Source organism: Klebsiella aerogenes (assembly GCA_029027985.1).
Taxonomy (GTDB): Bacteria; Pseudomonadota; Gammaproteobacteria; order Enterobacterales; family Enterobacteriaceae; genus Klebsiella; species Klebsiella aerogenes_A.
The window spans coordinates 1,647,681-1,669,766 of record CP119076.1 but is presented as its reverse complement, the minus strand read 5'-3'; the positions used below and the strand labels follow the sequence as shown (position 1 = coordinate 1,669,766).

Below are 22,086 nucleotides of genomic sequence, written 5' to 3'. Positions count from 1 at the left end.
CATGACAGATCTGCCGTCCAGCGTACGCTGGCAGTTATGGATTGTGGCCTTCGGCTTCTTTATGCAGTCGCTGGATACCACCATCGTCAATACCGCCCTCCCCTCGATGGCTAAAAGCCTCGGGGAGAGCCCGCTGCACATGCACATGGTGGTGGTCTCATATGTCCTCACGGTAGCCCTGATGCTGCCAGCTAGCGGCTGGCTGGCGGATCGGGTCGGCGTGCGTAATATCTTTTTTAGCGCGATTGTTTTATTTACCGTCGGATCGCTGTTTTGCGCCCAGGCAACCACTCTCGATCAGCTTGTCATGTCTCGCGTACTACAGGGCGTTGGCGGCGCGATGATGGTACCGGTCGGTCGGCTGACGGTGATGAAAATCGTCCCCCGCGATCAATATATGGCGGCGATGACTTTCGTAACCCTACCCGGTCAGGTCGGTCCGCTGCTTGGCCCCGCGCTCGGCGGCGTGCTGGTGGAGTACGCCTCCTGGCACTGGATCTTCTTAATTAATATCCCGGTTGGCATTATCGGCGCTATCGCCACATTATGGTTGATGCCCAACTACACCTTGCAGACCCGGCGCTTTGATATTCTCGGTTTTATTCTGCTGGCGACGGGGATGGCGACGCTGACCCTGGCGCTCGACGGTAAAAAGGGGCTCGGTATCTCGCCGCTCCTGCTGGCGGCGCTGGTCGCTGGCGGCATCATCGCCATCGGACTTTATTTATGGCACGCCCGCGGCAACGTCAACGCCTTATTCAGCCTGAATCTGTTTCGCAATAAAACTTTTTCGCTCGGTCTGAGCGGCAGCTTCGCCGGACGTATCGGCAGCGGCATGCTGCCATTTATGACCCCGGTATTCTTACAAATTGGCCTTGGCTTCTCGCCGTTCCATGCCGGGCTGATGATGATCCCGATGGTGCTGGGCAGCATGGGGATGAAACGCATCGTCGTGCAGGTGGTTAACCGCTTCGGCTATCGCCGCGTGCTGGTCTTCGCAACCCTCGGATTAGCGCTGGTCAGCCTGCTGTTTATGGCCGTCGCCCTGGCTGGCTGGTACTGGCTGCTGCCGCTGGTGTTGTTCCTGCAGGGGATGGTTAACTCCAGTCGCTTTTCTTCAATGAACACCCTGACGCTGAAAGACCTGCCTGACGATCTGGCGAGCAGCGGCAACAGCATGCTGTCAATGGTGATGCAGCTGTCGATGAGTATCGGCGTCACCATCGCCGGGCTGCTGCTCGGCATGTACGGCCAGCAGCATATCAGCGCCGATGCGCCGGTCGCGCATCAGGTATTCCTCTACACCTACCTGAGCATGGCGGTGATTATCGCCCTCCCGGCACTCATCTTTTCCCGCGTACCGGATGACGTCGGCAGCAACACCGTCATTCGCCGACGCAAAAGGAGTGAACCGTGAAACTATGGCGCCCGGGTATCACCGGTAAGCTGTTCCTCGCTATTTTCGCCACCTGCATCGTACTGCTGATCAGCATGCACTGGGCAGTGCGCATCAGCTTTGAGCGCGGATTTATCGACTACATCAAACGCGGCAATGAACAGCGGCTCACCATGCTCGGCGATGCGCTAAGCGAACAGTACGCTCTGCATGGAAACTGGAAATTTCTGCGCAATAACGACCGCTTTATCTTCCAGCTGTTACGCACCTTCGAGCGCGATAACGATGAGCATCCGTCAAAAGGTCCAGGCATGGGGCCCGGCCCGCATGGCGATCCGGGCCCTGGCCCTGCGCCGGGCCCCGGGCCAGCGCCTGATATGCCGCCGCACGGCTGGCGTACTCAGTTTTGGGTTATCGATCAAAAAGGGCGTGTGCTGGTTGGCCCGCGAGCGCCGGTGCCGCAGGATGGCACCCGGCGCGACATTCTCGTCGACGGCGTCTCGGTCGGCGCGGTAATCGCCTCGCCGGTCGAGCGGCTGACGCGCAATACCGATATCAATTTCGACCGCCAACAAAAACGGACAAGCTGGCTCATTGTCGCTCTCGCGACCCTCCTCGCGGCGCTGGCCACTTTCCCTCTGGCTCGCGGACTACTGGCGCCGGTTAAACGGCTGGTCGAGGGGACTCACAAGCTGGCGGCAGGCGATTTTTCCACCCGCGTCACCGTCACCGGCGGCGACGAACTCGGTCGTCTGGCGCAGGACTTCAACCAGCTTGCCAGCACCCTGGAGCGCAACCAGCAGATGCGCCGCGATCTGATGGCCGATATCTCCCACGAGCTACGCACTCCGTTAGCGGTGCTGCGCGGCGAGCTGGAAGCCATTCAGGACGGGGTACGTAAATTCACCCCTGACTCGATTTCCTCGCTACAGGCGGAGGTCGGCACGTTGACCAAGCTGGTGGACGATCTGCATCAGCTTTCGATGTCTGATGAAGGTGCCCTGGCCTATCAGAAAGAATCGGTGGATTTGATTGCCCTGCTCGAAGTCGCCGCCGGGGCGTTCCGCGAACGTTTCGCCAGCCGCGGCTTGACGATTGGCGTTTCATTGCCGGATAGCGCCATCGTCTTCGGCGATCGCGATCGTCTGATGCAGCTATTTAACAACCTGCTGGAAAACAGCCTGCGCTATACCGACAGCGGCGGCCGTTTACAAATCAGCGCCGCGCAAAACGGTCGCCTGCTGGCGCTCGATTTCGCCGATAGCGGCCCCGGTGTTACCGACGAACAACTGGCCCGGCTGTGCGAACGTTTTTACCGTACCGAAGGATCACGCAATCGCGCCAGCGGCGGATCCGGTCTCGGCCTGGCTATCTGTATGAATATTGTTGCGGCCCACGGCGGCAGCCTGAACGCCGGCCATTCGCCTTTTGGCGGGGTTAGCATTAAAGTAGAGTTACCTCTGGAACACGATTTATCGAGGGACGTATGACTGAATTACCCATTGATGAAAACACGCCACGTATTTTGATCGTGGAAGACGAGCCCAAGTTGGGCCAGTTGTTGATCGACTACTTGCAAGCAGCGAGCTATGCGCCGACGCTGATTTCGCATGGCGATCAGGTATTGCCATACGTTCGCCAGACGCCGCCGCATTTGATTCTGTTGGATTTAATGCTGCCAGGCACCGACGGCCTGACCCTGTGCCGCGAGATCCGCCGTTTCTCCGATGTACCGATTGTGATGGTCACCGCTAAAATCGAAGAGATCGATCGTCTGCTGGGGCTGGAAATCGGCGCCGATGACTACATCTGCAAGCCGTACAGCCCGCGCGAAGTGGTCGCCCGCGTCAAAACGATTTTGCGCCGCTGCAAGCCGCAGCGTGATTTACAGGCGATGGATGCGCAAAGCCCGCTGATTGTCGACGAAAACCGTTTTCAGGCGTCGTGGCGCGACAAGCTACTGGATCTGACTCCCGCCGAGTTTCGTCTGTTAAAAACGCTGTCGCAGGAGCCGGGCAAAGTCTTCTCCCGCGAGCAGTTGTTAAACCATCTGTACGACGATTATCGCGTGGTGACTGACCGCACCATCGACAGCCATATCAAAAACCTGCGCCGTAAGCTCGAATCCCTGGATGCCGACCAGTCGTTTATTCGCGCCGTTTACGGCGTCGGCTATCGCTGGGAAGCTGACGCCTGCCGAATGATTTAAAACCCAAGCCTCTCGGTCCGGGAGGCGCAAAGGTTTACTCCCCCTTTCTGCAGCGCTACAATGCCCGCCCTTAATGTGGGGGCACTCCCCCGAATCGCCGCACCTGGCGCGGCGAATCTGACCTGTCATCAGAACGAGAAAATCATGTTTAAACCGGAACTCCTTTCCCCGGCGGGAACGTTGAAAAATATGCGTTACGCTTTCGCTTATGGCGCCGATGCCGTTTACGCCGGCCAGCCGCGTTACTCCCTGCGCGTACGCAACAATGAATTCAACCACGAAAACCTGCAGCTTGGCATCAATGAAGCCCATCAGCTGGGGAAAAAATTCTACGTGGTCGTTAACATTGCGCCGCATAACGCCAAGCTGAAAACGTTCATTCGCGACCTCAAGCCGGTGGTGGAGATGGGGCCGGATGCGCTGATCATGTCCGATCCGGGTTTAATCATGCTGGTGCGGGAAAACTTCCCGGATATGGACATTCACCTGTCGGTACAGGCCAACGCCGTTAACTGGGCGACGGTCAAATTCTGGCAGCAGATGGGGCTGACCCGCGTGATCCTGTCCCGCGAACTGTCGCTGGACGAGATCGCCGAAATTCGCAGCCAGGTGCCGGAGATGGAAATCGAGATTTTCGTTCACGGCGCGCTGTGCATGGCCTACTCGGGCCGCTGCCTGCTCTCCGGTTATATCAACAAACGCGACCCCAACCAGGGCACCTGCACCAACGCCTGCCGTTGGGAATATAACGTCCAGGAAGGCAAAGAAGACGACGTCGGCAATATCGTACACAAGCACGAACCCATTCCGGTACAGAATGTCGAACCGACACTCGGCATCGGCGCGCCGACCGACCAGGTATTTATGATTGAAGAAGCGAAACGTCCGGGCGAGTACATGACCGCCTTCGAAGACGAACACGGCACTTACATCATGAACTCGAAAGATCTGCGCGCTATCGCCCACGTAGAACGCCTGACCCAAATGGGCGTTCACTCGCTGAAAATCGAAGGCCGCACGAAATCACATTACTACTGTGCCCGTACCGCGCAGGTGTACCGCAAGGCCATTGATGACGCCGCCGCAGGTAAACCGTTCGACACCACCCTGCTGGATACTCTGGAAAACCTCGCGCACCGCGGCTACACCGAAGGCTTCCTGCGTCGCCACACCCATGACGACTACCAGAATTACGAGAACGGCTACTCCGTCTCTGAGCGCCAGCAGTTCGTTGGCGAATTTACCGGCGAGCGTAACGGCCAATTGGCTGCAGTGGCGGTGAAAAATAAGTTCTCCGTCGGCGATAGCCTGGAGCTGATGACCCCGCAGGGCAATGTGAATTTCACGCTCGAACACATGGAAAACGCCAAAGGCGAAGCTATGCCGGTCGCGCCGGGAGACGGTTATATTGTCTGGCTGCCGCTGCCGGAGGATATGGCGCTGCAATATGGCCTGCTAATGCGCAATTTCAACGGTGAATCGACGCGAAACCCGCATAAAAATTAGTTTATTGCCGTTATTTTTTCACTATGTATGGATATTAGAATCGGATCACACACCGTTTCGTTCGAAGCAGGTATTATCCATTCCGCTGAAAAACATAACCCATAAATGCTAGCTGTACCAGGAACCACCTCCTTAGCCTGCGTAATCTCCCTTACGCGGGCTTATTTTTTTATACCTTCCCCTTTCTGACTTTCTTATTCCCTCACCTCATTCCTGCGATACACTGAGGATGACGACGAAAAATGAGGCGATAAAGGATGACCCAATTTCCAGCCAGCTTATTAATTCTCAACGGTAAAGGCGCTAATCACCCGCAACTGCGCGAAGCCGTTAATCTCCTGCGCGAGGAAGGCGTCAATATTCACGTCCGCGTTACCTGGGAAAAAGGCGATGCGATTCGCTTTGTCGAGGAAGCCGAACGGCTCGACGTTGCCACGGTGATTGCCGGCGGCGGCGATGGCACCATTAACGAAGTCGCCACCGCGCTGGTGCAGCGTGGCAGCACCATGGCGCTGGGAATTCTGCCGCTCGGCACGGCCAATGATTTCGCCACCAGCGCCGGGATCCCGCAGGATTTAGCCAGCGCGCTGAAGCTGGCGATAGCCGGGCGCGACGTCCCTATTGATGTGGTACGCGTTAACAACAAGGCCGGATTTATCAATATGGCCACCGGCGGCTTTGGTACCCGTATCACCACCGAAACGCCGGAAAAACTAAAAGCCGCGCTCGGCGGCGTCTCCTATCTGATTCATGGCCTGACGCGCATGGATACCCTGAAGCCGGACCGTTGCGAGATCCGCGGCGAGCACTTCCATTGGCAGGGCGATGCGCTGGTCATCGGCATCGGCAACGGCCGCCAGGCTGGCGGTGGTCAGCAGCTATGCCCGCAGGCGTTGATTAACGACGGATTACTACACCTGCGTATTTTTACTGGCGAAGAGCTGCTGCCGGCATTGTTCAGCACCCTCGCCAATCCCGATAACTCGCCAAATCTGATTGACGGCGTCTCCTCCTGGTTTGAAGTCACTGCCGCTCATGAAATGACCTTTAACCTTGATGGCGAACCGCTAAGCGGCAAATCGTTTCGGATGGAAATCCTCGGCAATGCCTTGCGCTGCCGCCTACCGCCGGACTGCGTCCTGCTACGCTAAAACAGCAGGCGGGATTTCTCCCGCCCTGCTGGCTTTACGAATATTCCACCTCATCCCTGACGCCGCTTGTCTTACGGGCAAAACCGGGCTGCTCGACGCGAATAAACGGGCACAGGAAGAAGGCCAGAATATACAGGGCGGTGTAGGCCACCACCACGCCGATGGTGCTGAAGTACGGCAGCAACACTACCGCAATCGCCGGGGCCAGGAAGTTCGACAGCCCGGCCGACAGGTTATACACCGAAATCGCCGCCCCTTTATGCTTCGGCTCCAGCGCCGGGAACACCGCCGCCATCGGCACGAACGCCGCCACGAAAATCCCCAGCGCGATGGCCGGCACCAGCGCCATGGCGAAGTTGTGGCCGAAGTGCTGCGGCAGGTAGTAAAACGCCAGGCTCGACAGCGCCATACCGATACAGCCGAACCAGCGCACCACTTTCATCCAGCCCATTTTTTCCGCCACGATCCCCCAGAACACGTTGGAGAAAATGGTGGTGAAGAAGAAGACCGCCCACACCTGCAGCCACTCGGAGGTGGTGAAGCCGAGCTCATCGACGAACATCAGCGGCATGATCACCGCAAAGCCGAACAGCGACAGGGTGTTGATAATACGCACGATGCCGGAGAGCATGATGCTGCGGTTGGTGTAAATCAGCGTCACCGCACGCCCCAGTTCGGAGAACTTCTCACGGGTGGTGAGGTCCTGCATATGGCGCGGGGTTGCGGTATGGCGCAGCGCCGCCAGCGCAATCAGCCCGCCGGTGACGCAGAACACCAGCGCCAGCCACAGGGTACCCATCTCGCCAATATGCGGAATGGTGAAGCTCGGAATATAGCTGCCGAACACGCCGATACCGACCGAGTACACCGCCCAGAACCAGCCCAGCGCCGAGCTGGAGCTGTCGCTGCGGACGTTATGAATGATGGCAACGATAAACGAGTACAGGAACAGCGGGTAGGCCAGGCCGCGGATGCCGTAAAACAGCAGGATTAATGCATAGTTGGCGCGCCCGAGGCCGAAGACGAGGAACAGGACGTGGAACACGCACCACAGCACGAAGCCGATAAACATGGTTTTGCGCGGGGTGATGATTTCCGCCACCACACCGGAAACCCAGGCTGACAGGGCGGCGGCGAGGCCGTAGAGGGTGAAGGCGAAAGAGGCCTGCGCCGGGCTGAAGCCCAGTTCTTTAATGTAGTGCGACAGGAACGCCAGCTCAAACCCGTCGCCGGTCATAAACACGGCGATGGCGACGTATCCCCAGATAAGATTCAGCGGCAGACCGAGCCACTGGTTATGATTAACGGACATGGTGACCTCGTTGTTGTAGGATGCAGGAGAATCACTCCGGCGTTTTTGCCGGAGCGCCTTATCGTCTTATTGCTGTCGAAAGTGTCGGTCGTTGAGATACAGGGACTGGAATTGGGCGTAACGCAGCATCAATTGTTGATGGCGCCGCGGATCCGCCTGCCAGGTTTGCCAGACTTCCGGCTTATGACAGACGCTGGCCAACGGCTTACCCGCCGCCAGGCAGGCCAATCGCGCCGCGCCCAGCGCGCCACCGGTTTCACCGCCTTTATGCGTCACCACCGGCATCGCCAGGATATCCGCCAGCAGTTGCGCCCAGAACGGGCTGCGCGCGCCGCCGCCGACCAGCGAACACTGCTCGATGCGGGTTCCGCTCTCCTGCAACACGCGCAGGCCGTCAGCAATACCAAAGCTCACCCCTTCCAGCACCGCATATCCCAACTGAGCACGCAGGCTGGCGTGAGTCATCCCCCAAAACATGCCGCGAGCCAGCGGGTCGTTATGCGGCGTACGCTCGCCGGAAAGATAAGGCAGGAAGAATGGCGCATTGGCCTTCTCTTCTTCGCTTAGCTGGGCAATCTCCTCCAGCAGCGCCACTTCCGTAGTACTGGTCAGACGGCAGAACCACTGCAGGCAACTGGCGGCGCTGAGCATCACACTCATCTGGTGCCACAGATTCGGCAGCACGTGGCAGAAAGCATGTACCGCCGACTGCGGCGCCGGGCGATAGCTATCGGTGACGACGAACAGCACACCGGAGGTGCCCAGGGAGATAAACGCATCGCCCGGCGACACGGCGCCAACGCCAATAGCGCTAACCGCATTATCACCGCCGCCTCCCGCGACCAACACGGAAGGATTAAGCCCCCAACGCTCGGCAATATCCGCCGCCAGCGTAGCGGAGACCTCGCACCCTTCCACCAACTCCGGCATCTGTTCACGCGTCAGACCACACGTTTGCAACAGCGCATCAGACCAGTCGCGCCGCGCGACATCCAACCACAGGGTTCCGGCGGCATCCGACATATCGGAGACTTTTTTACCGGTCATCTTGTAGCGCAGAAAATCCTTCGGCAGCAGCACGCTGGCGGTGCGGGCGAAGTTTTGCGGCTCATAACGTCGCACCCACAACAGCTTCGGCGCGGTAAATCCCGGCATCGCCAGGTTACCGGCGACCTGATGCAGATCCGGTGCCATCTCTTCCAGCTCGGCGCATTCCGGCGCGCAGCGGGTATCGTTCCATAGAATCGCCGGGCGAATCACTTCGCCGCTGGCGTCCAGCAACACGGCGCCGTGCATCTGTCCGGAGAGGCCGATGGCTTTAATGGCTGACCAATGTCCCGCGCATTTCTCACGCAGCGTAGTAATCAGATATTCCGTCGCTTCCCACCAGGCCTGCGGCGATTGTTCAGACCACTGGGGATACGGCCGCTGGATAGTCAGCGGCGCGCTATGACTGGCGACGACCTCGTTGTTTTCGTCAAGCACTAACGCTTTAACTTCCGAGGTGCCGAGATCGATACCTAAATACATAGCGCCTCCTGCTGAGTCAGCGCATAGACGGCGGCGATTTGTTCACGCAGCAGCGCCAGGAAGTCGGCCGATTCCGCCAGTTCGCCGAACAATGCGTTATCACCGGCATAAAGGGCGATCGGGTCGGGCGCGTTAAACATGGCGTGAACCGCCGCTGCATCAAGGATTCCATCCTGATACTGATAAGGTAAGGTTCCTTTATGCCACTGCTGCATAAAAACAAAAAACAGCGCTGGCAGCATGGCGGTGGCCTGCGGGCGCACGCCGCGCTGGTAGCACTCCTGAAGTGTTGGAGCAATCATCGCCGGTATTTTCGAAAACCCGTCGGCCGCCACACGCTGGTTGGTGTCCTGGATATGGGGGTTGGTAAAGCGCTTGAGCACCACGTCGCGATAGGTCGCCAGGTCGATACCATTGTCACCCAGGCACGGAATCACATCCTCGCTGACATAACGATCGGCCATGGCATAGATAGCGTCGGTCAGGGTGCTTTCGTGGATATACTGCTGACCCAACAAGGTACCCGCCCAGGCAATGCAGCTATGGGAAGCGTTGAGGATACGGATTTTCGCCTCTTCATAAGGGATCACCGACGCCACCATCTCCACGCCCACAGTCTCAAGCGACGGACGTTCAGCGCGGAAGTTATCTTCCACCACCCACTGAATAAAGGTTTCGCCCATCACTGGCGCCTTATCATCAATGCCGGTTTGCGCTTTGATGCGCGGTGCCAGATCGGCGGCCGGGCGCGGCGTGATGCGGTCAACCATGGTGTTAGGGCACGTCGCGTTCGCCGCCAGCCAGTCAATCACCGGCTGCTTGCCGGTCAGCCGCAGAAACTCCACCAGCCCATCATGGAAACGCTCGCCGTTATGACGCACGTTGTCGCAGTTGAGCAACGTTAGCGGGCCAGCATTATCGGCCATGCGCTTTTCCAGAATCCGGGTGATGGTGCCGTAAATCGTTTTGCACTCGCCCTGCAAATCCGCTTGCAGATCGGCATTGCTGGTCTCAAGGCGGTGTTGCGTATCGAGGTAATAACCCCCTTCCGTCACCGTGAAGGCAATCACTTTCGTTTGCGGCGCCGCCCCTTCGTTAATCAGCGGCTGCAGATCCGCCTGCCACGGCAGTAATTTTTGAATTGAGGTGATCTCTTCATATTCGCGTTCCCCTTCCGGACTAACCGTTTCCAGCACGTAACGGCCATTTTGCGCCGCCAGCGCCTGCACTACCTGCTCGGCGTCATTACGGATATTCCCCGCGGCGATGTGCCAGCGCGTGTCGCCGGAAACCAGCAGCCGGTGCAGGTACCACGCCTGGTGCGCGCGATGGAAAGAACCCAGACCAATGTGAAGCCATGTGTAATGCGTGTTCATGCTCTGCTCTCCTTAAAGTGATGCGGTTCACTGTAGATGATCATTTGAATCAAATAAGAGCCGTAGATCACAAAAGAACAATTGACCATTAAAATTACAAATGACCAATAAAGAGCAAAAGCTTGCCTGTTTTCAAAACCGCAGCCAAAATGCGGTTATCTTCGCGACGCACGGTTTCTCGGGCAATATCGCCCGTCACCTTCACCACCGCGTTCGCACATTTAAGGCAGGATACCGTGAGTAAAGAAGACGATATCAGGCTGGACCAGAAGGTCCGCGCCGCATGGATGTATTACATCGCCGGTCAGAATCAGAGCGAAATCGCCAACCAGCTGGGTACTTCCAGGCCAGTGGTCCAACGCCTGATCGCCGCGGCGAAAGAAGAAGGGATTGTGTCGATTGGCTTGCATCATCCTGTCGCGAACTGCCTCGATTACGCACAGTTGCTACAGGAAAAATACCAACTCATCGACTGCAATATCGTGCCGACCTACAGCGAAGAGAGCACTCTGGACAGCGTCTCGTTCGGCTGTTATCAGCTGATGGCGCGCTACCTGCAGGGCGATAACGCCAAAATTATCGGCATTGGTTCCGGGTTAACGCTAAAAAAAACCATCCAGCGTATTGATTTCGATAGCCAAAATAGCCGTTGCGTGGCGCTGATCAGCGCCATGAACGATGAGGGAAAATGTAACTATTACGACGACGTACCGCTGCTACTGGCGCGGAAAATTCAGGCCAACTACTATCAGTGGCCTGCCCCGCGCTATGCGCAAACCCGCCAGGAGCATGAAATGTGGTGCGGCAGTCGCCTGTTCGACAACGTTTCCGGCGCAGCGCAGCAGGCGGACGTCATTTTCGTCGGTATCGGGCCGTTAGGAACCCAGAGCCCAATCTTCAAGGACGGTTTTATTAACCAGGCCCAGCTTGATGAATTAACGGCGCGAGGCGGCATCGGCGAGATCCTTGGCCGTTTTATTGATGCCGAGGGCGGCGTGGTGGATAGCGAAATTAACCGCCTGATCACCAGCTACGATATCCGCCAAAACCACTGTCCGCGCATTGCCGTCGCCTGCGGCGAAAACAAGCGACCGGCGATCCTCGCGGCGTTAAAAGGCGGCTGGATTAACGGCCTGGTGACCGATGAACATACCGCCCGCTGGCTGCTGACGCGCTAACGCCCGCGGTGTTTCACGAAAGATGCTCGCGGCTGCCGATCAGCAGCGGCGGGATCTCCACCAGCGTCTGGCTGGCTTCGCCGGCATCGATGATGTTAAAGACCGCTTCCAGCATCGCCGGGACGTTCTGCTGCACCATATCAATGTCGTGACCCAGCAGGTAAACAAACGGGTCCCAGTCAAAACAGCCCATCGGTGGTTGATCGGCGCCGGTCAACCCGCGTTGCGCAAGCCATCTCACCACGCCTTCGAGCGAAATCGTCGAGTTGACGAAGAAGCCCTGTAGATGCTCATCGGCACCGTTAAAACGCGACTGCATGCAGGCTTCGACTTTGCCTTTTGAATAGCCAGGCGCAAGAATATTCTCCTCAGGCACGCTCATGCCGCGCGCCGCATGAGCATCGCGAAAGCCGCGCAGGCGCTCATGGGTGTTGTGATCGCTGCTGCGCCCGCCGACAAAAGTCAGCGGCGCCAGCTTGCCGTGGCGATTAAGGCTGTTATCAAGGATTTTATCGGTCAGGGCGCGGGCGCCAGCGTAGTTATCGGAAATCACCGACGGTGCCATCGACCCCGGCAGGTCAAGGTTCACCGTCGGCACCCCCGCCTGCTGGCACAGCTCGGTAATTTTATCCGGATTGGTCGCCCCGGTGGCAACCACCCAGTCCACCTGCCAGGAAAGCATCGCCTTCACCGCTTCGATTTCCAGCTCCGGACGACGGCGGGTACAGGTGATAATCGGCAGCAGGCCGCGCTCGCGGGCCATCTCTTCAAAGCTTTCCGCCACCGAACCAAAGTAGCGGTTATCGTATTTGGGGACGATCATGCCGATGACGTGCGATTTTTTACTGCGCAACATGCTGGCCTGACGATTCACCGCGTAGCCCTGCTCTTCCGCAATCCGCGTCACTTTTTCCGCAAGTTTGGCGCTGATACGGCGTTTTTTCCAGTTGCCATTGAGGATCGCGCTGACCGCGCTTGCCGAAACGCCGGATAATTCCGCCAGATCGTAGATAGTGATTTTTTTCATTTTCCCAACTTGCGTCACAAATTCATTTCGCTGTTAATTTCCCCACTTGCTCAATCGATGAAGCTGGCGCAACATTAGCTTCATCGATTGAGCAACCATGACGCTCGCTAGCGTATACACTCAATAATCGTTCAGGTTTCAGTAAGCTGAAACAAATAACGCTGATATTCAATACTTTAACTCACTTACGCCTGCTCTGATAGGCCAGATTGTTGTAGCAGGTTGAGAGACCGCGCTGCCCCTCACCGTCGTCCGGGCCAGCTTGATGAGCAAAACAGACAACATGAAGGATTATAAAATGAACCACTCTGTATCCTCTATGAATACTTCTCTTAGCGGCAAAGTCGCCGCAGTCACCGGCGCCGCTTCCGGTATCGGCCTCGAATGCGCGAAAACGCTGCTCGGCGCGGGCGCTAAAGTTGTCCTGATCGACCGCGAAGGCGAAAAGCTCAACAAGATTGTGGCAGAGCTGGGTGAAAACGCTTTTGCCTTACAGGTTGACCTGATGCAGGGCGATCAGGTGGATAAGATCATCGATGGGATCCTCCAGCTTGCCGGGCGTCTTGATATTTTCCATGCCAACGCTGGCGCCTACATCGGCGGCCCGGTCGCCGAGGGCGATCCGGATGTCTGGGATCGCGTACTGCATCTCAATACCAACGCCGCCTTCCGCTGCGTGCGTAGCGTCCTGCCGCATATGATCGCGCAGAAATCCGGCGACATTATTTTCACCAGCTCCATCGCGGGCGTGGTGCCGGTTATCTGGGAACCTATCTATACCGCCTCAAAGTTCGCCGTACAGGCATTCGTCCATACCACACGCCGTCAGGTTTCTCAGCACGGCGTACGCGTCGGCGCCGTATTACCGGGCCCGGTGGTAACCGCCCTGCTGGATGACTGGCCAAAAGAAAAAATGGAAGAAGCGCTGGCTAATGGCAGCCTGATGCAGCCCATTGAAGTCGCCGAATCGGTCCTGTTTATGGTAACCCGCTCGAAAAACGTCACCGTACGCGATCTGGTTATTCTGCCTAACAGCGTTGATTTATAACCCCCGGTATCGGTGACGGAAAGGACGATTTTATGAAAGGCGAAACTCAAACCATTATCGGCGTCGATGTCGGCTCCGGCAGCGTGCGCGCCGGGGTGTTTAACCTCAACGGCGAACTGCTGGCCCACGCCACCCGGGAAATTACGCTCTTCCGTAGCGCCGGCAGCGTGGTGGAACAATCCAGCCGTGAAATCTGGCAGGCGGTATGCGACTGCATTAAACGCGCGGTAGAGAAATCCGCCGTCGCCCCTGAATCGGTAGCCGGTATCGGCTTCGATGCCACCTGTTCGCTGGTGGTGATCGGTGAGAATGACGCGCCGCTGGCCGTCGGCCCCACCGATGAGGCGGATCGCAATATTATCGTCTGGATGGATCACCGCGCTACCGAACAGGCGGAACGTATCAACGCCACCCGCCATCCGGTGCTGCAGTACGTCGGCGGCACCATTTCCCCGGAAATGGAAACGCCGAAGTTGCTGTGGCTAAAAGAAAACCGCCCGCAGATTTTTGCCGGCGCGCGCCACTTCTTCGATCTGGCCGACTATCTGACCTGGCGCGCGACGGGCGATCTTGCCCGCTCCGTGTGCACCGTAACTTGCAAGTGGACCTATCTGGCGCACGAAAAACGCTGGGATGCCGACTACTTCCGTCAGATTGGTCTGGCGGAGTTGGCGGATGAAGATTTTCGTCGTATTGGCCAGCGCATCGTCAACCCGGGAACACCGTGTGGCGATGGGTTGACCGCGGCGGCGGCTGAAGAGATGGGCCTGCCGGTCGGCACACCGGTGGCAGTGGGCATGATCGATGCCCATGCGGGCGGTATCGGTACCGTCGGCGTGCTCAACGGCGCGGTCAATAATATGGCCTACGTCTTCGGCACCTCCTCCTGCACCATGACAACCACCGAGAAAGCGGTGTTCGTTCCGGGCGTTTGGGGGCCTTACTATTCGGCGATGGTACCCGGCTACTGGCTGAATGAAGGCGGGCAAAGCGCCGCTGGCGCGGCTATCGACCAGTTGCTGAGCTTCCACCCGGCGGCGGCGGAAGCGCGCGAACAGGCGAAAGCGGCAGGCGTTCCTCTGCCGGTATGGTTGGCGGATCGGGTGCTGGCGCAGGTGAGTACGCCTTCCGCAGCAGTAACACTCGCGGCTGGCCTGCACGTGGTGCCGGAATTCCTCGGCAATCGCGCGCCGCTGGCCGACCCGCATGCCAAAGCGCTGATCGCCGGACTGGGTATGGAGCGGGATCTTGATAACCTGACTGCGCTGTACGTTGCCGGATTGTGCGGCATTGGCTATGGCCTGCGGCAGATTGTGGATGCCCAACGCGCTTGTGGTATGGAGAGTGAAAATATCGTCATCAGCGGCGGCGCAGGACAGCATCCGTTAGTGCGCCAACTGTTGGCCGATGCTTGCGGTGTAACCGTGGTTAGCACCGCCAGCAGCGAACCGGTGCTGTTAGGTTCCGCGATCCTCGGCGCGGTCGCAGGCAACGTCGCCGCCTCGCTACCGGAAGCAATGAAGCAATTCACTAGAGTGGATAAAACTTATCGCAGCGAGACGGTATATAGCCCGCAGCATCAGCGCAGGTATGAGGCCTACAAGGCTCTACAACAGGCCGGTCGGCTAATTCGCGAATAACTTACCTCTTATTTTAATAACAAGAATGCTCCGCTGTTGTGCAGCGGGGCAGCCCCTCTGCATCCTGAAATCGAGGTCAACATGTCTGTTAATAGCAACCAGTGGCTCGGTCTGCCGCTGAATCTTATCTGGGGATACGTCGCCATCGCCGTGTTTATGACCGGCGACGGGTTTGAGCTGGCGTTTCTGTCGCACTACATTAAAGAACTGGGCTTCAGCCCGGCGCAGGCCTCTTTCGCCTTCACCCTCTACGGCCTCGCCGCCGCGCTGTCAGCCTGGGTTTCCGGCGTGGTGGCGGAAATCATCACCCCGCGCAAAACCATGTTTATCGGCTTCGTGCTGTGGTGCGTGTTCCACGTCCTGTTCCTCGTCTTCGGCCTCGGGCGCGCCAACTATGCATTAATCCTGCTGTTTTACGGCATCCGCGGCCTGGCCTATCCGCTGTTCCTGTACTCGTTTATCGTTGCCATCATTCATAACGTCCGCAGCGACAGCTCCAGCTCGGCGCTGGGCTGGTTCTGGGCGGTGTACTCGGTCGGTATCGGCGTGTTCGGCAGCTATATTCCGAGCTTCACCATTCCGCATATTGGCGAGATGGGTACCCTGTGGCTGGCGCTGGTGTTCTGCGTCACCGGCGGGCTGATTGCGCTGGCGGCGCTGCGCCATACCGCAACCCCGCGCCATATGCAGGATCTCTCCACCCGTGAGAAGTTCTCCGAGCTGGGGCGTGCGGTGACGCTGATTTACACCAACCGCAGCATCATGCTCTCCGGCATCGTGCGTATTATCAACACCCTGTCGCTGTTCGGCTTTGCAGTGATCATGCCGCTGATGTTCGTCGATGAGCTCGGCTTCACCACCTCCGAGTGGCTGCAGGTGTGGGCGGTCTTCTTCTTCACCACCATTTTCTCCAACGTGTTCTGGGGGATCGTGGCGGAGAAAATGGGCTGGATGAAAGTGGTGCGCTGGTTTGGCTGTCTCGGTATGGCGCTGTCGAGCCTGGCGTTTTACTACCTGCCGCAGCACTTCGGCCACAACTTCGCCATGGCGCTGGTGCCGGCCATCGCGCTGGGGATTTTCGTGGCGGCGTTCGTGCCGATGGCGGCGGTGTTCCCGGCGCTGGAGCCGAAGCATAAAGGGGCGGCGATTTCGGTGTATAACCTGTCGGCCGGGCTGTCGAACTTCCTGGCCCCGGCGATTGCGGTAGTGTTGCTGCCGTACTTCAGCACCATCGGCGTGGTGGTGGCCTACACCGCCCTGTATATTCTGGCCTTCTTCCTGTGCCCGTTTATTCGCGTCGAGCAGCCCGGTTTTGCGACCACCGAAGCGGCTAAACCATTGACGGTCAGCGCGGCGAAATCATAAAAAAACCCCGGAGACCGGGGTGAGTCATCTGTTCAATCCGGGCCGTCGCGCCCGGATTTCTTTGCGTCATGCGATGGTGACTTTACCGTCCAGATAGACATCCTGAACCGCGTTAATCAACTTCACGCCTTCGCTCATCGATTTCTTAAACGCTTTACGGCCAAGGATCAGCCCCATGCCGCCAGCGCGTTTGTTGATAACCGCCGTACGCACCGCGTCAGCAAGGTCGGTTTCACCGCCCGCCGCACCGCCGGAGTTAATCAGCCCCGCACGGCCCATGTAGCAGTTCGCCAGTTGATAGCGCACCAGATCAATCGGGTTATCGCTGGTCAGTTTGCTGTAGACGCGATCGTCGGTGTAACCAAAGTTCACCGCTTTATAGCCGCCGTTGTTCTCAGCCATTTTCTGCTTCACGATGTCTGCGCCGATGGTGGCCGCCAGGTGGTTAGCCTGGCCGGTCAGGTCGGCGGAAACATGATAATCAACGCCATCTTTCTTGAACGCCGGGTTGCGCAAATAGGCCCACAGCACGGTGACTAGCCCAAGCTCATGCGCGCGCTCGAAGGCGGCGGAGATCTCTTCAATCTGACGGCGTGACTGTTCTGAACCGAAATAGATCGTCGCCCCGACCGCCACCGCCCCCATGTTGAACGCCTGCTCGACGCTGGCGTACAGGGTCTGGTCATACTCGGTCGGATAGCTCAGGGTTTCGTTATGATTCAGCTTAACCAGGAACGGAATACGGTGCGCATAGCGGCGCGAAACCGAGGCCAGCACGCCGTAGGTAGAGGCTACACAGTTACAGCCGGCTTCAATGGCTAATTCAACGATATTCTTCGGATCGAAATAGAGCGGGTTGGCGGCGAACGACGCCCCCGCCGAGTGCTCTACGCCCTGGTCGACCGGCAGAATGGAGAGGTACCCCGTTCTCGCCAGACGCCCGGTATTGTAGAGGGTCTGCATATTACGCAGCACCGCAGGCGGACGGTTGTTATCCACCATCACCCGGTCGACGTAATCGGTACCCGGTAAGTAGAGTTGGTCGGCTGGAATAGTCATACAACGGTGCTGTAAAAGGCTGTCGGCGTCTTTGCCAAGCAACTGCGTAATATCAGTCATAGCTATCTCCCGTAAGTGCCAACGTCATGTCAGCGTGAATTCTCCGCCCGGAATTTTTGGGCCGCCATAAGTCTGGTCGCACAAGCGGGATTTTTCCATTATCAAGCCATCTTTAAGAGCAATCGTGTCGGCACGATTCATGGACAGCAAAATGTTACAGCGGTCAAACTTTCACCTTAAAGGTATTTAAAAGGTATTATTAAATGGTACTGTTTATGCGTACCTTACCTGTCATGAAGGATTTAAAGATGAAAACAACCGCAAAGCTGTCGTTCATGATGTTCGTTGAGTGGTTTATCTGGGGCGCATGGTTTGTTCCACTCTGGCTATGGCTGAATAAAAGCGGCTTTAGTGCGGGGGAGATCGGCTGGTCCTATGCCTGTACCGCTATTGCAGCGATCCTTTCACCGATCCTGGTCGGCTCGCTAACCGATCGCTTTTTCTCCGCGCAAAAAGTCCTCGCGGTGCTGATGTTCGTCGGCGCCGCGCTAATGTATTTCGCGGCGCAACAAACCACCTTCGGCGGTTTCTTCCCGTTGTTGCTGGCTTACTCTCTCACCTATATGCCGACCATCGCACTGACCAACAGCATTGCCTTCGCCAATGTCGCAGATGTTGAGCGCGATTTTCCACGCATCCGCGTGATGGGGACAATTGGCTGGATCGCCTCCGGCCTGGTATGTGGTTTCCTGCCACAAATGCTGGGCTATGAAGATATTTCTCCTACCAATATCCCGCTGATTATCACCGCGGTCAGTTCAGTCGTACTGGGAGTTTTCGCCTTCGTGCTGCCCGACACGCCACCGAAAAGCAGCGGTAAGCTGGATCTGAAAGTGATGCTGGGACTGGATGCGCTGATCTTGCTGCGCGATAAGAATTTCCTGGTCTTTTTCTTCTGTTCCTTCCTGTTCGCCATGCCCCTGGCCTTTTATTACATCTTCGCTAACGGCTATCTCACCGAAGTCGGCATGAAAAACGCCACCGGCTGGATGACGCTGGGCCAGTTCTCCGAAATATTCTTTATGCTGGCCCTGCCTTTCTTTACCAAACGTTTTGGTATTAAAAAGGTATTACTTCTTGGTCTTACCACTGCGGCGATCAGATATGGCTTTTTTGTCTACGGCGGCGCAGAACAATATTTCACTTACGCCCTACTGTTCCTCGGCATTTTGCTCCACGGCGTGAGCTATGACTTTTACTACGTTACCGCCTATATCTACGTCGATAAAAAAGCGCCGATTCATATGCGTACCGCCGCCCAGGGGCTTATCACGCTCTGCTGTCAGGGATTCGGTAGCCTGCTTGGCTACCGCCTGGGCGGCGTCATGATGGAAAAAATGTTTGCTTATCAAGAACCCGTGAACGGGTTGACCTTTAACTGGGCAGGAATGTGGGGATTCGGCGCTATCATGATCGCCATCATCGCCGCCCTGTTTATGATTTTCTTTCGCGAGTCGGATAACGAAATCACCGCTATTAAGGTGCCAAATGATCCACGCGAGCCTGCACTGACACAAGGGGAAGTAAAATGAAAGCGGAACGTATTCTTGGGGCGCTCTATGGCCAGGCATTAGGCGATGCGATGGGCATGCCGTCTGAACTCTGGCCGCGTTCGCGGGTGAAAGCCCACTTTGGCTGGATTGCGCGTTTCCAGCCCGGCCCCGCAGAGAACAACGCCGCCTGCTATTTCAAACGAGCGGAATTTACCGATGATACCGCCATGGCGCTGTGTCTTGCCGATGCCATTATCGAATGTAAAGGCGAAATAGAACCGGAGGTCATTGGTCGTAATATCCTCACCTGGGCGGAAGGATTCGATGCGTTCAACAAAAATGTGCTGGGGCCGACGTCGAAGCTTGCGCTCAATGCCATTCGCGAGGGGAAACCCGTCAGCGCGCTGGAAAATAACGGTGTCACTAACGGCGCGGCAATGCGCGTTTCCCCGCTGGGGTGTTTACTGCCGCCCACCGAGCTTGACGCTTTTATTGATGCGGTGGCGCTCGCTTCCAGCCCGACGCACAAATCCGATCTCGCCGTTGCCGGCGCAGTGGTCGTGGCCTGGGCAATTTCCCGGGCGATCAATGGCGATAGCTGGCAAACGATCGTCGACGCACTCCCTGCCGTCGCACGCTATGCGCAAGAGAAACGGATAACCACCTTTAGCGCCTCTCTGGCCGCACGACTGGAACTGGCGCTCCAGGTGGTACGCAACGCAACGGGTACGGAATCGGCCAGTGAGCAGCTTTACCAGTTGGTTGGAGCAGGTACCAGTACCATCGAGTCGGTACCGTGCGCTATCGCGATGGTCGAAATGTCGCAGGGCGACCCAAACCGATGCGCGATTCTGTGTGCAAACCTCGGCGGAGACACCGATACGATTGGCGCGATGGCCACCGCTATTTGTGGCGCTCTGGGTGGCATTTCCGCCATCGATCCGGCGCTAAAGCGGCAGCTTGACGACGTCAATCAGCTTGATTTTACCCGCTATGCCGCCGAACTAGCCCACTATCGCGAACAACGGGAGAAATAATGAATCTGGCTCAGCAATTACCGACATTAGGCAACCGCCGTCCCATTACCGTCATCGGCGCGGCGGTCATTGATGTGATAGCGGATGCCTACGCGCTCCCCTGGCGGGGCTGTGATATCGAGTTGCAGCAGCAGAGCGTCAACATTGGCGGCTGCGCGTTGAATATTGCTGTCGCGCTAAAACGTCTGGGTATGCAGGCCGACAATGCGCTGCCCATTGGCCAGGGCGTTTGGGCTGATATTATCCGCAATCGTATCGCCCGCGAGGGGATCGCCAGCCGTCTTGATGACGTGCGCGGCGAGAATGGCTGGTGCCTTGCACTGGTCGAACCGGACGGCGAGCGTACGTTCATGTCATTTAGCGGCGTGGAAAATCAGTGGAATACCGACTGGCTAGCCCAACTCCGCGTGATACCGGGTAGTTTCGTGTCGCTTTCAGGGTATCAGCTGGCCTCGCCGTGCGGAGAGGTGTTGGTAAGCTGGCTTGAGCGCCAGAATCGCGTGACGCCATTTATCGATTTTGGTCCACGCATCGCTGACCTTCCCGATGCGCTGATGCAGCGCTTGATGGCCTGTAAACCCATGGTCTCGCTAAATCGCCAGGAAGCTGAAATCGCCGCAGCGCTTTTTGGTCTACCGTCGGAAATGCCGTCGTTTGGTCACTCCTGGCTGGAGAGGTTCGCCGCGCCGCTGATCGTCCGTCATGATAGAGAAGGCGCCTGGTATTTCAGCCAGCAGGAACAAGGGTTGGCAAAGCCGTTTCCGGTGAAGGTCGTTGATACTATCGGCGCAGGGGACAGCCATGCAGGTGGAACGCTGGCAGGATTGGCCTCAGGATGGACACTGAGCGAGTCGGTAACCCTGGGCAATGCCGTCGCATCGTGGGTCGTCGGGCATCGGGGCGGCGACTGCAGCCCGACGCGCGAGACGTTACTCCTCGCACACAAAGACGTATAAATCACTGCGGCAACGGCTGATGCTGTATTCGATTGGTCGCTGTTGTTGATCAAGAGCGACCTGTTTAATCACCAACACCGGGATTTTTTCATCCACCCTGATATGTGACTGAAATTCAGCATCCGGCATACACGCGCTCACGCGGGAGCGCGTGCGCTGCGGGAAAATATGCTGGCTACGGAAATAGTCATACAGGGACACCCCAATTTCATCCACATCATGAATTAACTGAGCGGGAACCCATGACTCTTCGATGGATACCGCCTCTTCGTCAACATAGCGGATGCGTTTGAGGAGAAATACATCGCTCTGTGGGGCGATAGCCAACTGCGCCGCAACGTCATCCGGGCAGGCGACGATCCGCTTATTCACCCACAACGTATCCGGTTTTTTGCCCCTCAGCACTACCTGCTGTGAAAAGCCGCGCGCCTCTTTCAACGAGTATTCGAAAATATTGTTGATTTGCGTGCCGTAACCGCGAGCGCGCGTCACCACGCCTTCATCTTCCAGCGTTTGCATCGCTTTACGCACTGTGATGCGCGATACCCCGGTTAGCTGGCTCAGATCGCGTTCGCCGGGCAGAATATTGCCATGCTCCAGCGCGCCGCTGCGCACCGCGTTTTTAACGGTCTCGGCAAACTTCAGATACAGCGGCGTATTATCCGCCGCCGCAATGCGTTCATTAAGTTGTGCAATCAGACGGGTATGCGCTTGTTCCATAGTGAGTTTCCTGGCGAACGTCC

18 protein-coding genes are annotated in these 22,086 nt (G+C 57.4%); 12 read left to right on the top strand and 6 right to left on the bottom strand.

The window, feature by feature from the left end:
* Nucleotide 1 precedes the first annotated feature (1 nt).
* The 5 genes from PYR66_07905 (at nucleotide 2) to yegS (ending at nucleotide 6,262) form a co-directional block, all read left to right on the top strand.
* Nucleotides 2-1,417 (top strand): MFS transporter, encoded by a 1,416-nt coding sequence (locus PYR66_07905; GenBank protein ID WEF29624.1) that lies wholly within the window; start codon nucleotides 2-4, stop codon nucleotides 1,415-1,417.
* Entirely contained in the window at nucleotides 1,414-2,886 is a 1,473-nt protein-coding gene (gene baeS / locus PYR66_07900) for a two-component system sensor histidine kinase BaeS (protein WEF29623.1), read from the top strand. The genes PYR66_07905 and baeS overlap by 4 nt, the downstream gene beginning before the upstream one ends.
* Nucleotides 2,883-3,605, top strand: a complete 723-nt coding sequence (baeR, locus tag PYR66_07895; protein WEF29622.1) for a two-component system response regulator BaeR — start codon at nucleotides 2,883-2,885, stop codon at nucleotides 3,603-3,605. Before baeS ends, baeR begins: the two co-directional genes overlap by 4 nt.
* A gap of 144 nt (nucleotides 3,606-3,749) precedes the next feature.
* Nucleotides 3,750-5,111, top strand: a complete 1,362-nt coding sequence (gene yegQ, locus PYR66_07890) for a tRNA 5-hydroxyuridine modification protein YegQ (GenBank protein WEF30379.1) — start codon at nucleotides 3,750-3,752, stop codon at nucleotides 5,109-5,111.
* A gap of 257 nt (nucleotides 5,112-5,368) precedes the next feature.
* Nucleotides 5,369-6,262 carry a lipid kinase YegS gene (gene yegS / locus PYR66_07885; protein ID WEF29621.1) on the top strand — a complete coding sequence of 298 codons (894 nt, stop codon included), beginning with the start codon at nucleotides 5,369-5,371 and terminating at the stop codon, nucleotides 6,260-6,262.
* Between the two features lie 34 nt (nucleotides 6,263-6,296).
* On the opposite strand, the gene PYR66_07880 is transcribed toward yegS, so the two are convergent.
* The 3 genes from PYR66_07880 to PYR66_07870 form a co-directional block, all read right to left on the bottom strand.
* A complete protein-coding gene (locus PYR66_07880; GenBank protein ID WEF29620.1) occupies nucleotides 6,297-7,574 on the bottom strand; it encodes an RbtT/DalT/CsbX family MFS transporter in 1,278 nt (425 codons plus the stop codon).
* Nucleotides 7,575-7,640: 66 nt separating this feature from the next.
* The gene (gene xylB, locus PYR66_07875) at nucleotides 7,641-9,104 is read right to left on the bottom strand and encodes a xylulokinase (protein WEF29619.1); all 1,464 of its coding nucleotides are present in this window, start codon (nucleotides 9,102-9,104) and stop codon (nucleotides 7,641-7,643) included.
* Nucleotides 9,095-10,480, bottom strand: a complete 1,386-nt coding sequence (locus tag PYR66_07870; GenBank protein WEF29618.1) for a mannitol dehydrogenase family protein — start codon at nucleotides 10,478-10,480, stop codon at nucleotides 9,095-9,097. The genes xylB and PYR66_07870 overlap by 10 nt, the downstream gene beginning before the upstream one ends.
* A gap of 236 nt (nucleotides 10,481-10,716) precedes the next feature.
* Between PYR66_07870 and PYR66_07865 the strand changes: the two genes are divergently transcribed.
* On the top strand, nucleotides 10,717-11,658 hold the full coding sequence (locus PYR66_07865) for a sugar-binding transcriptional regulator (GenBank protein ID WEF29617.1): 942 nt from the start codon (nucleotides 10,717-10,719) through the stop codon (nucleotides 11,656-11,658).
* Nucleotides 11,659-11,671: 13 nt separating this feature from the next.
* Here PYR66_07865 and PYR66_07860 read toward each other — a convergent pair whose 3' ends face one another.
* The gene (locus PYR66_07860; GenBank protein WEF29616.1) at nucleotides 11,672-12,685 is read right to left on the bottom strand and encodes a substrate-binding domain-containing protein; all 1,014 of its coding nucleotides are present in this window, start codon (nucleotides 12,683-12,685) and stop codon (nucleotides 11,672-11,674) included.
* 298 nt (nucleotides 12,686-12,983) lie between these two features.
* Between PYR66_07860 and PYR66_07855 the strand changes: the two genes are divergently transcribed.
* The 3 genes from PYR66_07855 to PYR66_07845 all read left to right on the top strand — a co-directional run bounded on the left by PYR66_07855 (nucleotide 12,984) and on the right by PYR66_07845 (nucleotide 16,738).
* Nucleotides 12,984-13,733, top strand: coding sequence for an SDR family oxidoreductase (locus PYR66_07855; GenBank protein ID WEF29615.1), 750 nt, complete (start codon nucleotides 12,984-12,986; stop codon nucleotides 13,731-13,733).
* Between the two features lie 32 nt (nucleotides 13,734-13,765).
* Nucleotides 13,766-15,373, top strand: coding sequence for an FGGY-family carbohydrate kinase (locus tag PYR66_07850; protein ID WEF29614.1), 1,608 nt, complete (start codon nucleotides 13,766-13,768; stop codon nucleotides 15,371-15,373).
* An 81-nt stretch (nucleotides 15,374-15,454) separates the two neighbouring features.
* Nucleotides 15,455-16,738 (top strand): RbtT/DalT/CsbX family MFS transporter, encoded by a 1,284-nt coding sequence (locus tag PYR66_07845; GenBank protein WEF29613.1) that lies wholly within the window; start codon nucleotides 15,455-15,457, stop codon nucleotides 16,736-16,738.
* Nucleotides 16,739-16,804: 66 nt separating this feature from the next.
* Here PYR66_07845 and fbaB read toward each other — a convergent pair whose 3' ends face one another.
* On the bottom strand, nucleotides 16,805-17,857 hold the full coding sequence (gene fbaB / locus PYR66_07840; GenBank protein ID WEF29612.1) for a class I fructose-bisphosphate aldolase: 1,053 nt from the start codon (nucleotides 17,855-17,857) through the stop codon (nucleotides 16,805-16,807).
* A 248-nt stretch (nucleotides 17,858-18,105) separates the two neighbouring features.
* On the opposite strand from fbaB, the gene PYR66_07835 reads away from it, so the two are divergent.
* Genes PYR66_07835 through PYR66_07825 form a run of 3 tightly spaced genes read left to right on the top strand, consistent with a single transcriptional unit; the run spans nucleotide 18,106 to nucleotide 21,343 of the window.
* The gene (locus PYR66_07835; GenBank protein WEF29611.1) at nucleotides 18,106-19,389 is read left to right on the top strand and encodes a nucleoside permease; all 1,284 of its coding nucleotides are present in this window, start codon (nucleotides 18,106-18,108) and stop codon (nucleotides 19,387-19,389) included.
* Nucleotides 19,386-20,387 (top strand): ADP-ribosylglycohydrolase family protein, encoded by a 1,002-nt coding sequence (locus tag PYR66_07830; GenBank protein WEF29610.1) that lies wholly within the window; start codon nucleotides 19,386-19,388, stop codon nucleotides 20,385-20,387. The genes PYR66_07835 and PYR66_07830 overlap by 4 nt, the downstream gene beginning before the upstream one ends.
* Nucleotides 20,387-21,343, top strand: a complete 957-nt coding sequence (locus PYR66_07825; GenBank protein WEF29609.1) for a PfkB family carbohydrate kinase — start codon at nucleotides 20,387-20,389, stop codon at nucleotides 21,341-21,343. Before PYR66_07830 ends, PYR66_07825 begins: the two co-directional genes overlap by 1 nt.
* Here the strand turns inward: PYR66_07825 and PYR66_07820 are convergent.
* The gene (locus PYR66_07820; protein ID WEF29608.1) at nucleotides 21,317-22,063 is read right to left on the bottom strand and encodes a GntR family transcriptional regulator; all 747 of its coding nucleotides are present in this window, start codon (nucleotides 22,061-22,063) and stop codon (nucleotides 21,317-21,319) included. The two genes, PYR66_07825 and PYR66_07820, sit on opposite strands and share 27 nt — an antisense overlap.
* Nucleotides 22,064-22,086: the final 23 nt, after the last annotated feature.

Excerpts from the sequence above, each read along its gene's own strand:
- PYR66_07905 (WEF29624.1), top strand. The coding sequence starts at position 2 with ATGACAGATCTGCCGTCCAGCGTACGCTGGCAGTTATGGATTGTGGCC.
- baeR (WEF29622.1), top strand. The coding sequence starts at position 2,883 with ATGACTGAATTACCCATTGATGAAAACACGCCACGTATTTTGATCGTG.
- yegQ (WEF30379.1), top strand. The coding sequence starts at position 3,750 with ATGTTTAAACCGGAACTCCTTTCCCCGGCGGGAACGTTGAAAAATATG.
- yegS (WEF29621.1), top strand. The coding sequence starts at position 5,369 with ATGACCCAATTTCCAGCCAGCTTATTAATTCTCAACGGTAAAGGCGCT.
- PYR66_07880 (WEF29620.1), bottom strand. The coding sequence starts at position 7,574 with ATGTCCGTTAATCATAACCAGTGGCTCGGTCTGCCGCTGAATCTTATC.
- xylB (WEF29619.1), bottom strand. The coding sequence starts at position 9,104 with ATGTATTTAGGTATCGATCTCGGCACCTCGGAAGTTAAAGCGTTAGTG.
- PYR66_07870 (WEF29618.1), bottom strand. The coding sequence starts at position 10,480 with ATGAACACGCATTACACATGGCTTCACATTGGTCTGGGTTCTTTCCAT.
- PYR66_07860 (WEF29616.1), bottom strand. The coding sequence starts at position 12,685 with ATGAAAAAAATCACTATCTACGATCTGGCGGAATTATCCGGCGTTTCG.
- PYR66_07855 (WEF29615.1), top strand. The coding sequence starts at position 12,984 with ATGAACCACTCTGTATCCTCTATGAATACTTCTCTTAGCGGCAAAGTC.
- PYR66_07850 (WEF29614.1), top strand. The coding sequence starts at position 13,766 with ATGAAAGGCGAAACTCAAACCATTATCGGCGTCGATGTCGGCTCCGGC.
- PYR66_07845 (WEF29613.1), top strand. The coding sequence starts at position 15,455 with ATGTCTGTTAATAGCAACCAGTGGCTCGGTCTGCCGCTGAATCTTATC.
- fbaB (WEF29612.1), bottom strand. The coding sequence starts at position 17,857 with ATGACTGATATTACGCAGTTGCTTGGCAAAGACGCCGACAGCCTTTTA.
- PYR66_07835 (WEF29611.1), top strand. The coding sequence starts at position 18,106 with ATGAAAACAACCGCAAAGCTGTCGTTCATGATGTTCGTTGAGTGGTTT.
- PYR66_07830 (WEF29610.1), top strand. The coding sequence starts at position 19,386 with ATGAAAGCGGAACGTATTCTTGGGGCGCTCTATGGCCAGGCATTAGGC.
- PYR66_07825 (WEF29609.1), top strand. The coding sequence starts at position 20,387 with ATGAATCTGGCTCAGCAATTACCGACATTAGGCAACCGCCGTCCCATT.
- PYR66_07820 (WEF29608.1), bottom strand. The coding sequence starts at position 22,063 with ATGGAACAAGCGCATACCCGTCTGATTGCACAACTTAATGAACGCATT.